The 15,471-nt window shown below is 58.7% G+C and carries 15 protein-coding genes, 2 tRNA genes, 1 pseudogene and 2 riboswitches; of the genes and pseudogenes, 10 read left to right on the forward strand and 8 right to left on the reverse strand.

Annotation, left to right across the window (positions count from 1 at the left end):
* Window positions 1–2 precede the first annotated feature (2 nt).
* From ACGHP5_RS15350 to ACGHP5_RS15360, 3 genes are read left to right on the forward strand one after another with little or no spacing between them, the layout of a single operon-like run.
* Window positions 3–515 carry an ECF transporter S component gene (locus ACGHP5_RS15350; RefSeq protein WP_390567574.1) on the forward strand — a complete coding sequence of 171 codons (513 nt, stop codon included), beginning with the start codon at window positions 3–5 and terminating at the stop codon, window positions 513–515.
* 5 nt (window positions 516–520) lie between these two features.
* Window positions 521–1,498 (forward strand): DUF362 domain-containing protein, encoded by a 978-nt coding sequence (locus tag ACGHP5_RS15355; protein WP_390567576.1) that lies wholly within the window; start codon window positions 521–523, stop codon window positions 1,496–1,498.
* 13 nt (window positions 1,499–1,511) lie between these two features.
* A complete protein-coding gene (locus ACGHP5_RS15360) occupies window positions 1,512–1,901 on the forward strand; it encodes an antibiotic biosynthesis monooxygenase (protein ID WP_337772346.1) in 390 nt (129 codons plus the stop codon).
* A 74-nt stretch (window positions 1,902–1,975) separates the two neighbouring features.
* Here ACGHP5_RS15360 and ACGHP5_RS15365 read toward each other — a convergent pair whose 3' ends face one another.
* Complete coding sequence (locus ACGHP5_RS15365; RefSeq protein WP_290531899.1) at window positions 1,976–2,191, reverse strand: hypothetical protein; 216 nt, start codon at window positions 2,189–2,191, stop codon at window positions 1,976–1,978.
* Between the two features lie 167 nt (window positions 2,192–2,358).
* Window positions 2,359–2,554, forward strand: a riboswitch (cobalamin riboswitch).
* 141 nt (window positions 2,555–2,695) lie between these two features.
* On the opposite strand from ACGHP5_RS15365, the gene nrdD reads away from it, so the two are divergent.
* From nrdD to ACGHP5_RS15385, 4 genes and pseudogenes are all read left to right on the forward strand, one after another.
* Window positions 2,696–4,789 carry an anaerobic ribonucleoside-triphosphate reductase gene (gene nrdD / locus ACGHP5_RS15370; protein WP_390567579.1) on the forward strand — a complete coding sequence of 698 codons (2,094 nt, stop codon included), beginning with the start codon at window positions 2,696–2,698 and terminating at the stop codon, window positions 4,787–4,789.
* A gap of 1 nt (window position 4,790) precedes the next feature.
* On the forward strand, window positions 4,791–5,261 hold the full coding sequence (nrdG, locus tag ACGHP5_RS15375; RefSeq protein ID WP_337772343.1) for an anaerobic ribonucleoside-triphosphate reductase activating protein: 471 nt from the start codon (window positions 4,791–4,793) through the stop codon (window positions 5,259–5,261).
* A 141-nt stretch (window positions 5,262–5,402) separates the two neighbouring features.
* Window positions 5,403–5,975, forward strand: a complete 573-nt coding sequence (locus tag ACGHP5_RS15380; protein WP_290531902.1) for a DUF2284 domain-containing protein — start codon at window positions 5,403–5,405, stop codon at window positions 5,973–5,975.
* A pseudogene (locus tag ACGHP5_RS15385) lies at window positions 5,963–6,175 on the forward strand (ATP-binding protein); the annotation flags it as partial. The gene ACGHP5_RS15380 and the pseudogene ACGHP5_RS15385, both read left to right, overlap by 13 nt.
* Before the next feature lie 19 nt (window positions 6,176–6,194).
* Here ACGHP5_RS15385 and ACGHP5_RS15390 read toward each other — a convergent pair.
* From ACGHP5_RS15390 to ACGHP5_RS15420, 7 genes are all read right to left on the reverse strand, one after another.
* Window positions 6,195–6,560, reverse strand: coding sequence for a hypothetical protein (locus ACGHP5_RS15390; RefSeq protein WP_138265421.1), 366 nt, complete (start codon window positions 6,558–6,560; stop codon window positions 6,195–6,197).
* Between the two features lie 94 nt (window positions 6,561–6,654).
* Window positions 6,655–8,337, reverse strand: a complete 1,683-nt coding sequence (locus ACGHP5_RS15395; protein ID WP_290531903.1) for a putative transporter — start codon at window positions 8,335–8,337, stop codon at window positions 6,655–6,657.
* A 135-nt stretch (window positions 8,338–8,472) separates the two neighbouring features.
* Window positions 8,473–8,669, reverse strand: a riboswitch (cobalamin riboswitch).
* A gap of 257 nt (window positions 8,670–8,926) precedes the next feature.
* Window positions 8,927–9,826: a nucleotidyltransferase domain-containing protein gene (locus ACGHP5_RS15400; RefSeq protein ID WP_390567582.1), complete on the reverse strand. Its 900-nt coding sequence runs from the start codon at window positions 9,824–9,826 to the stop codon at window positions 8,927–8,929.
* A 782-nt stretch (window positions 9,827–10,608) separates the two neighbouring features.
* Window positions 10,609–10,694, reverse strand: a tRNA-Leu gene (locus tag ACGHP5_RS15405).
* 42 nt (window positions 10,695–10,736) lie between these two features.
* Entirely contained in the window at window positions 10,737–11,642 is a 906-nt protein-coding gene (miaA, locus tag ACGHP5_RS15410) for a tRNA (adenosine(37)-N6)-dimethylallyltransferase MiaA (RefSeq protein ID WP_337771238.1), read from the reverse strand.
* Entirely contained in the window at window positions 11,632–12,144 is a 513-nt protein-coding gene (locus ACGHP5_RS15415; protein ID WP_290531907.1) for a hypothetical protein, read from the reverse strand. The genes miaA and ACGHP5_RS15415 overlap by 11 nt, the downstream gene beginning before the upstream one ends.
* A 56-nt stretch (window positions 12,145–12,200) precedes the next feature.
* Window positions 12,201–13,187, reverse strand: coding sequence for an acyl-CoA reductase (locus tag ACGHP5_RS15420; protein ID WP_390567585.1), 987 nt, complete (start codon window positions 13,185–13,187; stop codon window positions 12,201–12,203).
* Between the two features lie 94 nt (window positions 13,188–13,281).
* Here ACGHP5_RS15420 and ACGHP5_RS15425 point away from each other — a divergent pair, with 94 nt between their 5' ends.
* The 3 genes from ACGHP5_RS15425 to ACGHP5_RS15435 all read left to right on the forward strand — a co-directional run bounded on the left by ACGHP5_RS15425 (window position 13,282) and on the right by ACGHP5_RS15435 (window position 15,449).
* Window positions 13,282–13,884, forward strand: coding sequence for a nitroreductase family protein (locus ACGHP5_RS15425; RefSeq protein ID WP_390567587.1), 603 nt, complete (start codon window positions 13,282–13,284; stop codon window positions 13,882–13,884).
* A gap of 109 nt (window positions 13,885–13,993) precedes the next feature.
* A tRNA-Gly gene (locus ACGHP5_RS15430) sits at window positions 13,994–14,066 on the forward strand.
* A gap of 180 nt (window positions 14,067–14,246) precedes the next feature.
* A complete protein-coding gene (locus ACGHP5_RS15435) occupies window positions 14,247–15,449 on the forward strand; it encodes a phage integrase SAM-like domain-containing protein (RefSeq protein ID WP_390567589.1) in 1,203 nt (400 codons plus the stop codon).
* The last annotated feature ends 22 nt before the right edge of the window (window positions 15,450–15,471 follow it).

The raw sequence follows: 15,471 nt of genomic DNA on the forward strand, positions 1-15,471 counted from the left end.
CCATGAAAACAACATCTGTAACAATCTATTCGACCGGCTACCGGGAGACGCGGACATACCTCGCGGCGGCCCTGTTCGCGGCGGGCAACATCGCCCTGCCGCAGTTGTGCCATCTCGTGCAGCTGGGAGGCCCCACGATGCTGCCGATCTACTTCTTCACGCTCGTCGGCGCCTACAAATACGGCTGGCGCACGGGACTGCTGACAGCCCTCGCTTCGCCGCTCGTGAACGCCGCGCTGTTCGGGATGCCCACCGTCGCGGCGCTGCCGGCGATCCTCGTGAAATCGGTGCTGCTGGCCGGGGCCGCAGGGTATGCCGCCCGGCGGTTCAACCGTGTGTCGGTGGCGCTGCTCGCCGCCGTCGTGCTGTTCTACCAGGTCGTCGGATCGGCCGGGGAATGGGCCTTGACGGGCAGCTTCACGGCCGCCGTGCAGGATTTCCGGATCGGGATTCCCGGCATGCTGTTGCAGGTGTTCGGCGGATACCTCTTTATAAAGTACGTAATACGCAAATAGTCATGATGAAAAAAATCTGTATGATCTCCTTTGTTTTGCATTTCGCGGCCGCAGGCTCCGGCTGTGCGTCGGGCAACGACAAAAAGGCGGCGGAGGCGGCTCCCGCCAAAGTCTACATGACCCGCGACATCTCGCCCGCGGGAATGAAAGCCGTCTACGAGGCCCTGGGCCGGAAGGCCGAAGGGAAGAAGGTCGCCGTGAAACTCTCGACCGGAGAGCCGGGAGGCAACAATTTCCTGCAACCGGCCCTGATCGGCGATCTGGTGAAGTCGGTGAAGGGCACGATCGTCGAGTGCAACACGGCCTACGGCGGCGGACGCGCCAAGACCGAAGACCACCTGAAAGCCGCCGCCGACCACGGGTTCACGGCCATCGCCCCGGTGGACATCATGGACGCCGAGGGCGAAGTGCGTCTGCCCGTCGAGGGCGGCAAACACCTCACGTACGACATCGTGGGTTCACACTTCCCGCAGTACGATTTCGTCGTCGTGCTGTCCCACTTCAAGGGGCACGCGATGGGCGGATTCGGCGGCGCGATCAAGAACATCTCCATCGGCATCGCCTCGTCGGCCGGAAAAGCGTGGATTCACTCGGCCGGAAAGACCGAGGACACCGAGAAACTGTGGAGCAGTCTGCCCGCACAGGACGATTTCCTGGAGTCGATGGCCGAAGCGGCCAAGGCCATCGCCGACCATTGCGGCGAGCGGATCCTCTACATCAACGTCATGAACAACCTCTCGGTGGACTGCGACTGCGACGCGCATCCCGAGCCGCCCCGCATGGGCGACATCGGCATCCTCGCCTCGCTGGACCCCGTGGCGCTGGACAAGGCGTGCGTCGACCTGGTCTACGCCTCGCCCGACGAGGGCAAGGTACACCTGATCGAGCGTATGGAATCGCGCCACGGCATCCACACGCTCGAACACGCCGAAGCCATCGGCGTCGGCAGCCGGCGGTACGAACTGGCAGACCTGGACAAATAGCGGAAGCGGCGGCATGAGAAAGTATCTGATCGCCCTGCTGGCGCTCGTTGCGGCGCTTCCGGTGCCGGGAAGACCGAACCCGCCCGCGCAGGAACAAAACAGGGTCCGGCTGTCGAAAATAACGGTCGACCCGGCCCGCGTGACGGAGTACAACGCCCTGCTGAAAGAGGAAATCGAGGCTTCGATGCGGTTGGAACCGGGTGTGCTGACGCTCTATGCCGTGACGGAAAAGGAACGTCCCGAAATCGTGACGATTCTTGAGATATACGCCGACGAAGCCGCTTACCGACACCATATCGGCACGCCCCATTTTCAGAAATACAAGCAGGGGACGCTCGACATGGTGCAGTCGCTGGAACTGATCGACGCCGTGCCGCTGATTCCCGGACTGAAAATCAAATGACAATCCCGGTCCGGCCGGAGCAAGGACATCCCTAAAGGAGGGGATGTCCTTTTTTTATCCCCGGCAGGGCGGGGTCACTCGCCCGGATCGTGCCGGTAGCCCTCCTCGTCGTAGACGGGACGGTCGTCCTCGACGATTTCGTCGATCCCGTCCGGAATCCGGTCGTCGACCGGGATTTCCGTGTCCACCAGGTCCTCCTCGATCAGGTTCTCGTCGCGTTCGCTGCCCGCATAGCCGTTGTTTTCGGTGGAAAGGACCGTGCGGTCGTTCCGGATTTCAAGTTTTCCCATAGCTTTCAGATTTAATCGTTCCCCGGTCCGCCGCAACAACGATACCACGACGGGCGGTTTTCCCGCCTGCTGCGCCACCCAGCCGGACAGGAGCCGGAACGCGTGTTTGTTCACAAAATGTTCATTAAAAGCCCCGGCGGGTATTCCCTTTGCCGGAAACTATCCCTATATTTGTTTCCGTGCAAGGTTCTCCGCCGGCGGCTGCCGGCCCGGGATCAAAAGGGAACTCCTGTGAAAATCAGGGACTATTCCCGTAGCTGTAAGCTCCGTTGCGTTCCGCACACTCTTTGAGCCACTGGTGAAAACCGGGAAGGCGTGCGGGAGGAGCGAGTCAGAAGACCTGCCTTGCCGGAAAAGGTATCCGCCTTCGGGATTTAGGGCGATACCCGGACCATTTTTACACCGATACGTTTTTCAAGGAAGGAACGACCTTTCCCGCGGCTGCCGCGCAGGAGGGAACGTAACCCCGCACAGTGCCGGAACACAAACAAATATGGGATAGATATGGGTATTTCGGAAATTTACATCGTCAAGCGCGACGGCAAACGCGCCGCCTTTTCGGTCGAAAAGATCAAACGCGCGATCAGCAAGGCATTCCTCTCGGTGGGCGGCTACGCCACGGACGACGACCTCACGTCGGTATTGAGCCGCGTCCGCGTCTCGGACGGCATGTCGGTCGAGGAGATCCAAAACCAGGTCGAGGTGGCCCTGATGGCCGAACGCTACTTCGCCGTGGCCAAGAGCTACATGCTCTACCGCCAGAAGCACACCGAAGACCGCGAGGACCGCGAAAAACTCGAATTCCTCATCAACTACTGCGACGCGAAGAACCCCGCGACGGGGTCGAAATACGACGCCAACGCCAACGTCGAGAACAAGAACATCGCCACGCTGATCGGCGAGCTGCCCAAGCAGAACTTCATCCGCCTGAACCGCCGCCTGCTGACCGACCGCATCAAGGAGATGTACGGCAAGGAGCTGTCGGACAAATACCTGCGCCTGCTGAACAACCACTTCATCTACAAGAACGACGAAACGTCGATGGCCAACTACTGCGCCTCGATCACGATGTACCCGTGGCTGCTGGGCGGCACGCTGTCGGTGGGCGGCAACTCGACGCGCCCGACCAACCTCAAGTCGTTCTGCGGGGGATTCGTCAACATGGTCTTCATCGTCTCGTCGATGCTCTCGGGGGCCTGCGCGACGCCCGAATTCCTGATGTACATGAATTACTTCATCGAGCAGGAGTACGGCGAGGATTACTACACGCGCGCCGACGAAGTGGTCGACCTCTCGAAGAAACGGCGCACGATCGACAAGATGATCACCGACTGCTTCGAGCAGATCGTCTACTCGATCAACCAGCCCACCGGGGCACGCAATTTCCAGGCCGTGTTCTGGAACGTCGCCTATTACGACCGCTACTATTTCGAATCGCTCTTCGGGGAGTTCGTCTTTCCGGACGGCTCGAAGCCCCGGTGGGAGTCGCTGTCGTGGCTGCAAAAGCGGTTCATGACGTGGTTCAACCGCGAACGCACGAAAACCGTGCTGACCTTCCCCGTCGAGACGATGGCGCTGCTTACGAAGGACGGCGACGCGATGGACCGCGAGTGGGGCGACTTCACGGCCGAAATGTACGCCGCGGGGCACTCGTTCTTCACCTACATCAGCGACAACGCCGACTCGCTGTCGTCGTGCTGCCGCCTGCGGAACGAAATTCAGGACAACGGGTTCAGCTACACGCTGGGCGCGGGAGGCGTCTCGACGGGATCGAAAAGCGTGCTGACGATCAACTTGAACCGCTGCATCCAGCACGCCGTGAAGAACGGCATGCACTACCTCACCCATCTGGAGGAGGTCGTGGACCTGATGCACAAGGTGCAGATAGCCTACAACGAGAATCTCAAGGAACTAAAGGCCAAGGGCATGCTGCCGCTCTTCGACGCGGGGTACATCAACCTTTCGCGCCAGTATCTGACCATCGGCGTCAATGGGCTGGTCGAGGCCGCGGAATTTCTGGGTATCCGCATCGACGACAACGACGACTACGCCGCATTCGTGCAGGGGGTATTGGGGCTGGTCGAGCGCTACAACAAGAAATACCGCTCGAAGGAGGTGATGTTCAACTGCGAGATGATCCCGGCCGAAAACGTCGGCGTGAAGCACGCCAAGTGGGACCGCGAGGACGGGTATGCCGTGCCGCGCGACTGTTACAACTCCTATTTCTACGTCGTGGAGGACGAGTCGCTGAACGTCATCGACAAGTTCCGCCTCCACGGACGCCGCTACATCGACCGCCTCACGGGCGGCTCGGCCCTGCACATGAACCTCGAAGAGCACCTCTCGAAGGAGCAATACCGCCACCTGCTGCGCGTGGCGGCTGCCGAAGGGTGCAACTACTTCACGTTCAACATCCCCAACACGGTGTGCAACAAGTGCGGCCACATCGACAAACGCTACCTGAAGGAGTGTCCCTCGTGCCACTCGGACGACGTGGACTACCTGACGCGCGTGATCGGCTACATGAAACGCGTCTCGAACTTCTCGGCGGCGCGCCAGCAGGAGGCGGCGCGCCGCTATTACGCCAAGGCGGAGTAGGATGGTGCGGTATCACAATTTCGACATCGTGTTCGCCGAGATTCCCGGCGAAACGACGCTGGCGTTCAATATCACGGGCTGTCCCAACCGCTGCCCGGGATGCCACAGCCCGCACTTGCAGACGGACGAGGGGCGCGTACTCGACGACGCGGAGCTGCTGGCCCTGCTGGCCTGCTACGGACGTTCGGTGACCTGCGTCGCATTCATGGGCGGCGACGCCGAGCCGCACAAGATCGCCCGGCTGGCAAAGACAGTGCGGAAAACCTATCCGGTGCTGCACACGGCGTGGTACTCGGGCCGGGAAGAGTTGCCGGAGGGTTTCGAGTCCGCGGCGTTCGACTACGTCAAGCTGGGCGGATGGGTCGAGGCGCTGGGTCCGCTGACGGCACCGGCGACCAACCAGCGGCTCTATCGGGTCGGACAGGACGGGACGATGGAGGACATCACGGAGCTGTTCCGGCGCAAGCCGTGACGCGACGCCATTTTGCCGGTGGGAGCCGGAAATCCAGAGATTAGTTCAGCGTTGTCTGCCATGCAACGGTTTACGGCCGGCTCCCACGGCAAATATCGCGAAAACCGCCCGGAATGGGCGGTTTTTTCATAACTTTGCCGTATGGATCATTCGTTTCGATACACCGCCGCGGATTTCACGGCGGAATTGCCCGCCGCCGACTACGTCGCCCGCTTCCGCGACGCCGAACGGGTGGGCGGCTACTGCCGGGAGTGCGGCAACTACGGCCGCAGCTGGGGATGCCCGCCGTTCGGGTTCGACGCAGGGGAGTACGTCACGCGCTACGGCACGGCCCTGCTCGTCGCCACCAGGATCACGCCCGAAGAGCCGGGTCTCCCGGCCTCCGAAGCGGGACGCCTGATCCTTCCCGAACGACAGCGGCTCGAACGGCTGCTGCTGGAGATGGAAGGGCAATACGGCGGACGGTCGTTCGCCTACGTCGGAACGTGCATCCATTGTCCCGAGGGAAGCTGCACGCGCCCCGAAGGCAGGCCCTGCCGCCATCCGGAACTGGTGCGGCCGTCGCTCGAAGCCTGCGGGTTCGACGTGGCGCGCACGGCCTCCGAACTGTTCGGAATCGAGCTGAAGTGGGGCAGCGGGGGCCGCATGCCCGAGTACCTGACGCTCGTATGCGGATTTTTCCACGACGCAGAATCGGTCGTATGGAACGGATAAGGGCGGTTTTCAACTGGAGCGGCGGCAAGGATTCGGCGCACGCCCTGTGGCGGGCCGTCCGGTCGGGCAGGTACGAGATCGTCGCCCTGCTGACGACCGTCGACCGCGGCACGCGCCGCTCGTCCATGCACGGGATCCCCCTGCCGCTGTTGCAGGTACAGGCCGAAAGCATCGGCATTCCGCTTTACGCCGCCGACCTGCAGGAAGCCTGACGCGCGGTCAGACGTTGAGCTGATTGCCCTCGGCAAAGAGGGAATCGAGGATCAGGCGCAGCTCGGAGAGGAGTTCTTCCTCGTCCAACCCGCCGTTCAGGGAGAAGAATTTCCCCGGAGGCGTGCAGTACTGCACCGTCGAGGCCGCTTCGCAGGACTCGATGCCGCAGATGATGACCGCATCGACATCGTCCTCGTGGCGCAGCATGGCGTTGTAAAATGCCAGCAGGTAGCGCGGGGTGCTTATCGGCGGAACAAGCACCATCGTTCCCGATGCGTCGAACTTGTCGGGCGAGTTGATCACCTTCAGGCCGTACTGGCCTGCGATCCGGCCGGCGGTCTTCGCCGGAACTCCATACAGTACGATATTCATAAGCGTTCGTTTTTGAAAAAAGCGCGGCCGACTGCGAATCTCTTCCGGCCTGTTACGGCAGTAACGCGTCCGTCTTTACCGCACCTTTTTGTGTTTAACCGAATATCAGTATCAAAAGCTGGGCCGCCAGCACCCGCAGGAACATCGACAGCGGGTAAACCGTCGCGTAACCGACCGACGGAGCGTCGGACGAGGTCTGCTCGGCCGAATAGGCCAGCGCAGGCGGATTGGTCGAGGCCCCCGAAAGAACGCCGATCAGCGTATAATAGTTGAGTTTGTAGTAGAAGCGTCCGAAAATGCCCGCCAGCAGGAGCGGCACGACGGTGATCACGGCCCCGTAGGCGATCCAGACATATCCGCCCGCCGCGAGCGTCGGCACGAACTCCTCGCCCGCGCCCAGTCCCACACCCGCCAGGAAGAGCGAGATGCCCACCTCGCGCAGCATCAGGTTGGCCGACATCGTCGTATAGGTGACCAGTTTGTAGTGCGGTCCGTAGCGGCCGATCAGGATGGCCACGATCAGCGGACCTCCGGCAAGCCCCAGTTTCACGGGCTGCGGAACGCCCGGAATCCAGAACGAAATGCTGCCCAGCACGACGCCCAGCGCGATGCCGATGAAAATGGGAATCAGGTTGGGGTGGTTGAGCCGCTTGAGCGAGTTGCCGAAAAGTCGCTCGGCATGGGCCACCGACAATTCGGGTCCCACGACCGTCACGCGGTCGCCGATCTGCAATTGCAGGTTTCCGGAGGCCACCAGGTCGATGCCCGAACGGTTGATGCGCGTGATCGTGACGCCGCAGGTGGAACGGACCCGCAGTTCGGAGAGGGTCTTGCCGTTCAGTTCGGGCTTGGTGATCAGGATGCGCCGCGAAATCATCGTCTTGTCATGGACCATCGGCTCGGCGTCGACCTCCCGCCCGAGCAGAGCCACCAGCGCCTCGACATCCCGGGGCGCGGCGATCAGCAGGATGCGGTCGCCGCAATGGAGCGCCGTCGAAGCGTCGGCCAGTTCGGGACTCCCGCCGCCGCGGCTGATGCGCGAAATGACGAAATCCCGCAGCGCAAGGTCCCGGATCTCGGCCACGGTCTTGCCGTTGACGGCGGCATTGCCGATCTCGACGGAAAGACGCCGGGTCGTCAGGTCTTTCTGCGCGTCCGAGTCCTGTCCGGCGGCGGCCTCTTCGCGCTTCACGTCGATGCGCAGCAGGTAGCGGAGCCCGATCAGCGTGAGGATGGCTCCCACGACGCCCAGCGGGTAGGCCACGGCGTAGCCCGTGGCGATGTCCGGGGCATCGGCTCCGGCGTGCATGTCGCTGAAAGCCTGCTGGGCGGCACCCAGTCCGGGCGTGTTGGTCACGGCGCCCGACATCACGCCGACCATCGTCGTCATGGACAATCCCGTAATATAATAGAGCGCCACCGTCGTGGCGACACCCAGCGCCACCACCAGCACCGCCAGTTTGTTGAGCGTGACGCCGCCCTTGCGGAACGAGGAGAAAAATCCGGGTCCGACCTGCAGGCCGATCGAATAGACGAAAAGGATCAGTCCGAACTCCTTGAGGAAGTGCATCAGGTGTTCGTCGATATTCATACCGAAATAGCTGAAGGCGATGCCGACGAACAGAATGCCCGTCACACCCAGCGACACCCCGGCGACCTTGAGTTTGCCCAGCATGACACCCAACGCCACGACCAGCGCCAGAATCAGCACCGAGTGGGCCACGCCTCCGCCCCAAAGCGACTCGGAGCCAAATAACAATCGTTCGATTAATTCCATATCCAATCCTCATCCGGTCGGCTTCCGTCCGGGAAAAATCCCGTGAGCCGAAAGGTGCGACACCCGGCGGCAAAGTCCGACATAAAACAATAAGCATTACATAACCGATGTCAAATACCCATCCCCCGGGGTCTCACGACGTCGAATCGGCCTGGCAGGTCTTCTGACTTGCTCCTGTTCCGAAGCCTTCCCGGTCCTTGCGGACCAGTGGCGAGATGTTCGGAACCTTCGCGGAGTTTCACAGCAGCGGGACTGTCCGGGACTTGCACCCGATTCCCTTTTCGCTCTCTTCCACGCCCGGGAAGGAGAGAACCAAACCTGTGGCAAATATAACGGTTCTTTCCGAAAAACTGTCCGAAAGCCCGGATTATTTTCACGAACCGCCGTCAGAAGGCGCTGGAGAGGGCATTCCGCTCCGGCTCGCGCGGCCGGGCGGGTGGCCAACCGGACAAGCCGCATCGGGCCTGCCGGGTTCCAACCCGTGACCGGCCGCTCCGCCGAAAGCCCCCAAAAGCGGCATGAACGGAACGGGGGCCTGCCGGGATTTCCACGATCCCGCAAGCCCCCGCTCGTTCAGATGATTGAACGCCTATTGCCGTTCGCTCAACTCTTTATAAAGCTCCAGCCGCAGCCCGGCGTAGTTTTCGATAATATCGCCCATCTTCTCCACACGTTGCAGGTGCATTTCCAACTCCTGCGGCGCAATGTCGAAACCAAGGTCATAACGCGCTTTGACCAGAAATTTCTTTAGGCAGGGGAGCGTGAAGATCCGTTCGATATTCGTATCGTCGAAGGTAAGCATCAATTTCGTCGAAAGCGTCCGCATCCGGTCGTGCATCACCACCGGATCGTGGCTGTCGAACTCCTGACCGTGATAGACGTAGTAGAGCGTGTGGTAGAAATAGACCGCCGCCTGCGCAGAGAAAAGTGCGGCCAGACGTATATTGCGGCTTTCGCTCAATGCTTCCCGCGCCTGCTCGATCAGCTCGTTGCCCAGCATCCGGAACGTGTCGTAATGCAATTTGGCATCGGCATACGCTTTGGCAAAGTCGATCGGGTGTTTCGGACGGCGGAAATGGCAGTGATCGCTGCAATAGAGCAATTCGCCCTCGGAGTGCGCGAAATAGAGAAAGGGCGTCTTGTTCGATTCGACGTAGTTCAACGTCATAATATAGAGATTGATGTATGCAATATCCCGGTGTTTGACGGGCATTCTGTACCGGAGTATCCGCTTCGCACGTATCCAGTCGTATTCGGGAGTTTCGCGCACGACCATCAGCAGGTCATAGGCCACGGCATCGCTGTGGGGCGTGCCGCCGGCCAGATTCCCGAACAGCAGGATATATTCGGGATCGAAATAGCCGTCAGTCAGGCATTGGACGATCCGGGCGGCTTCGGCGGGATTGTAAAGGCGTTCGGCGGGCTGTCCCGGTTCGGGGACTATGCGTTGTGCAGCGTTTTCCTGCACGGGGTTTTGATTCGTTTCCATTCGATTGATTGTTAGAAATTTGACATAGTAAGGGCTGTCCTTATCGTGCGCAGGGCACAACAAAGAGAATAACGATTTGGTTAGCAGTTACTTGCTAATCCGGCGGGTGAAAATGGAAACGAATCGGGAGATTGCACGGCGGGAACCGCCTGCGGCTGGCCTTGCGGCATGTCTGTACCGGAGTACGGACGGAAGATAGTGTTCGCATAAAACAAAAAAAGCGTGCGCAGCTGCGAACACTATCTTCACCTTTTTACGGGCTCAACACAGGTGCCGTTCGCGGGATTACTCCCCAACGGCTCTGCGCATACTTTTTTCGTGGGTTCCTGTATCAAGAATCCAGTAGAAAGGTTATTTGAAAATAATGTTCGCAGGGGCAAAGATAGAAATTTTTCTCTAAAGAGCAAACGTTTCGCGGCTGTCACCGCAAGAGGTTTTGTACCTTTTGGTGGCAAAAGGTACCCAAAACCATCCGCATGTCGCTTTCGCGGGATCGGAGTTCGGCGACGCTAAAACGGGCGCCTTCGCGGGTTTGCGGCGCAAAGGAATGCGCCGCTTCGACTGTGGCGGCTCGGCAAAGCAAGCTTTGCTCTCGCCTGCTGGACGTCGTTGCGAGCAAACCGGCCCCGTTTTTACACGCTCCGCCTTCACTCCGCCCTTTTTCCGCTGCAAGCGATAATGCGGAGGCTCAAAACGGCCGATTTGCGGCCGCGGTGCGGTCGTGACGGAAAAAGAAGAAGTACTAAAGCATTATTTATTAACACTTTAGCACTTCTGAAAAGTACCCGGAGCCGGGATCGAACCGGCACGGCCATTACTGGCCACAGGATTTTAAGTCCGGCGTGTCTACCGATTCCACCATCCGGGCGCAGTCTTTCGCCGAAAGACGCCGGCAAAAGTACGAAAATATTTACGATTTGCCAAAATCTATGTAATTTATCATCGCCGCATCGTCGTCGGGACGGAACCAACGGATTTCCGGATCGCGGCGGAACCAGGTGAGCTGCCGTTTGGCATAGCGGCGCGAATTGCGCTTGATCAGTTCCACGGCCTCGTCATAGCCGATACGCCCGTCGAAGTAATCGAAAAACTCGCGGTAGCCGACCGTCTGCAACGCATTCAGTTCCCGGTAGGGGTACAGCGCCCGCGCCTCGGCTTCCAGACCGTCGGCAAGCATGCGGTCCACCCGGCGGTTGATGCGGTCGTAAAGCTCCTCGCGAGGCAGGTCGACACCGATTTTCACGATCTCGAACGGACGCGCACGCCGTATGCCGGTACGCTGCCGGGAGTAGGGCATGCCGGTTTGAAGGCAGACCTCCAGCGCACGCATGACACGCGCCGGATTGTCGAGGTCGACAACCCGGTAATACTCCGGGTCCAGTTCCCGGAGCTTCTCGGCAAGCGCCCCGAGTCCCTCCTCCGCCAGCTGGCGGTCCAACTCCCCGCGCAGCGATTCGTCGGCCTGCGGCAGGTCGTCCATACCTTCGCACAACGCCCGGACGTAAAGCCCCGAACCGCCGACGGCAACGACGTAATCGTGGCCGGCAAAAAGTCTTTCGAGCCGCGCAAGGGCCTGGACCTCGTATTCCCCGCAGTTCAAGCGATCCTTTATATCATGCGAGGCAATAAAATGATGTTCAACGGCTTGAAGCTGATCGGCAGTGGGCTGCGCCGTGCCGATCGGCATTCCCCGGTAAACCTGCCGGGAATCGGTCGAAAGGATCGGTGCCGCGTAATGGCCGGCCAGACGGATGCTCAAATCCGTTTTGCCCGAACCCGTCGGCCCGACGACGACCAGCAGCCGTTTAGTACTCATCGTCGTAATTATCGTCGCCCTCGAAATCGCTGAATTCGCTCATCACATCGCCGAAAATCGACCCCTCGTCGTCCACGCGCGTTTTCGACGGGTCGTACTGGTCGGGAGCGGCGGCCTGCGCGTAGATTTCACGCGGATAGGAAGCCCCTTTATCGGCCTCGAAGGTTCCGGTAAGTTCCAGAAAATAAGCCCGGTCGCCGAACATGTCGAAGAGATAGATCAGACGGTCGCGGCGGTTGTGGATGATCTGGCCGAGCGTCACGCTCTCCATCGCCGCGGGAGCATCCCCGGAGCCGTCGCCCATGTCCACGATCGTGAATTCGCGCTGTTTCTCCCAGCGGTCGTCGGCCGTGAAGAACGAAGCCATACAAGGCTCGTACTCAAGCGACTGAAGGATGAAATTATGGAAATCGAGCAGCGTCATGTCGTACAGCGCCTCGTAATCGCGCACGAAATTGTCGTTCTCGTCGCTCAACATCCGGAATCGGAAAACCATCGACATTGCAGTAGTATTTTTAGAATATTGTTACGTTACAACACCAAATATAACACTTTTTGTCAATCCAACGCCGCAAGCCACGCAAGAACGTCGCGGTCGTCGGGATAATCGGTCAGGGCCGGGGACTGTGCGCAGCCGAAACCGGCGCGGCGGCTGTGGGGGAGACACCCGGTGACGACGCATTGCAGTTCGCCGTCGTGCCCGGCAAGCCATGCGGCCACTTCGTCCAACGCCGTGTAGTGCGCATAGGCGATCAGGCTCAACGCCGCCGGAAAGGCGCATTGTTCGACAGCCACGGCACATCCCAGATCGACAAACGGCCGTCCCTGCATCTCCAGCAAGGCTCGCTGCTGTCTGTAATTGTTTATATACTTATCGTTTACAGGCGGCATTTGAAGCGCAGGTTCATATCCTTCCGGCATGAAAATCAGCGACACGCTGCGACACCCCAGCCCGGAATAGGCCCAGATGTCGTCGGCCAGTCCGGCAAGCTGTTCCGGCGTCTCACGTCCCGAAAGCACGGCTACCGACTGGCGGCTGCCCCGCAGCAAGGAGGGAATGCCGGCGTAATGCGCCCGGAAATAGCGGTTGGCGTTGTCGCTGCCGGTGGCGATCACAGCGTCGACGGGCGACGTTCCGTCGTACAGGTGGACCGGCACGGAAGGGTCGATTTCGCGCAGCAGCCCCACGACATATTCCATCAGCACGGAATCCTTGGCGGAGGGCTTCACGAGGCAGCCGTGGCCGCTCACAAGCACGCACAGCAGGTCGAAAAAACCGACGAGCGGGATATTTCCGGCCATGACGACCAGCACGCGCCGCGGCGCCGCAACCGGAAGGGCAGGGTAGTTCGCCAGCCAGGCTTCGAGCTTTTCGCGTTGCAGCATGTCGCAGGCGACCGCGCGCACCGCACGGCGGACATCGGCGGGCGCAAACCAGCCGTTGGCACGACAGGCGGCGTCCATAACCGCGCGCGTCGCATCGTCATCGCCGAAACCGAGCAGGCGCGCGCCCAATGCGGAAAATGTTTCGATCGTGTTCTTCATGGCTACAAAGATACTATTTCGCGTTGTAATCCGCACATTTTTCCCAAAGTTGTGTTATTTTTGCAAAAGGGCATACAATAACATGCCAACGACCATGGAGAGAAATCTGAAAGAGGCGCTGCAACACCGGCGCAGTTATTATGAACTGACCCCCGAATCCCCGATCGACGACGCACGGATCGAGGAAATCGTGCGTTTCGCGATACAGCACATCCCGTCGGCCTTCAACTCGCAGTCGACGCGGCTGGTGCTCCTGATGCACGAACAGCACAAGGCGTTCTGGGAGATCGTGAAACGGACCCTGCAAGCCATCGTTCCCGCGGAGGCGTTCGTAGCCACGGAGCAGAAGATCGACCGCAGTTTCGCATCGGGGTACGGCACGGTGCTTTATTACGAGGACACGACCGTCGTGCGGAAACTGCAGGAACAGTTCCCGCGCTATGCGGACAATTTCCCGATCTGGTCGGAGCACACCTCGGCCATGCACCAGCTGGCAGTATGGACGATGCTTGAAGACGCAGGGTTCGGCGCTTCGCTCCAGCATTACAACCCGCTCATCGACCGCGAGGTGCGTGAACGCTGGAACCTGCCCGGAGCGTGGCGGCTGATCGCCCAGATGCCGTTCGGACTGCCGGGCGGAGAACCGCAGGAAAAGAGTTTCGAGCCTTGGGAAGAGGGCATACGGATATTCAAGTAAAGCACCCGGAGGCCAGCATATCGTAAAAAAATTGCAGAATGCGTTTGAAAAATTTGGAGTTTCGGATTTTTTAGCTACCTTTGCACTCGCAATTACGAAACATGCTTTTGCGGAAATAGCTCAGTTGGTAGAGCGCAACCTTGCCAAGGTTGAGGTCGCGGGTCCGAGTCCCGTTTTCCGCTCACGCAAAGCGAGTGATAATCAATGGATTGTCGCTCGTTTTTCTTTTTCTGCCGTGTGTTACAGATGTCCGTTATGTAACACAAAATGCCCTGAAATCGCTGTTTGTGATACAGAGTGTGATACATAAAATCATGTAACACATACTTTGCATTTTGTTGCTTGCGTAATCCGTAAAGATTATGACAATCAACATCGTATGTCGCAAAGACGCTATCAACAGAAACCGTTTAGCCCCTCTTGCCCTTGTCTTTACCCATGACCGCCGCCGAAAATTCGTCGGCTTGGGCATATCGGTAGCTTTGGAACATTGGGATTTTGAGAAACAGCAACCGACGGCAGACTGCCCCGACGGAGCAGAGATACAGTTTCAAATCACCTCTAAAATCCGTGAATACGAAAAGAAGATTAAGAAGTTGGAGGTGTTGGAAATTCCAGTTACGTTCGATACGCTTTTTGAACAGAACGGCAAACGAATCAACTGCACCGTTGGAGATTATTTCAAGCAAATAATAGATAGGCTTGAAAAGGTCGAAAAATACGGTTCCGCCAGCAAACACAAGGTAACGCTTGCCCTTATGTCGCAATTCCGCTCTGTCAATATGCGCTTTGAGGAGTTGGATTTGACTTATTTAAGGGAATTTGAAATCTTCCTGCGTCAGCGTGGTAATGTCAATAACAGCCTTGCCACCAAGTTCAGTGTGCTGAAAGCGGTCTATAATAAGGCCGTATCGGAAAATATCTTTACCCCGAAGCGCAACCCGTTCCAGCAGTTCAAAGTGGGTAGCTTATGGACGAATACCCGCAAACGGGCCATCACGAAAGAGGACATCCACAAACTGATTGAATTGGATTTATCGGACAGGGACTTTTACACCCGACTTGCCAAAGATATTTTCTTGTTTTCGTATTTCATGGCTGGAATCAATTTCAAGGACATTGCCTTACTGACATACGGGGACATCGACAACGGCAGAATCTACTATGCAAGACGCAAGACAGGTAAAATGATGAACTGCTGTCTGACGGAACAGGCACAGGAAATCATCGACAAGTACCACACCGACCAACTGGACGAAGATTATATCTTTCCAATCCTCAATCGTACTGTTCACACGACCGAGAAACAGATATTGGAACGGGTGAAAAAGACCTTGAAACACGTCAATAAACGCCTGCACGAATTGAGTGAGGAAATCGGACTGCATACGCCACTAACGACTTATGTAGCCCGTCATACTTACGCCACAGTCTTAAAACGGTCAGGTGTAAGCGTAGCCCTCATTTCTGAATCGCTCGGCCATTCTGATTTATCGACGACCCAAATCTACTTGGATAGCTTTGAGAACTCTCAAATCGACGCGGCTATGCAACACTTATTGTAGGAATCGGGAGGTCGGCGCCCCA

It is taken from the genome of Alistipes sp. i18-0019-D1 (assembly GCF_042852885.1).
In the GTDB taxonomy this organism is placed as follows: domain Bacteria; phylum Bacteroidota; class Bacteroidia; order Bacteroidales; family Rikenellaceae; genus Alistipes.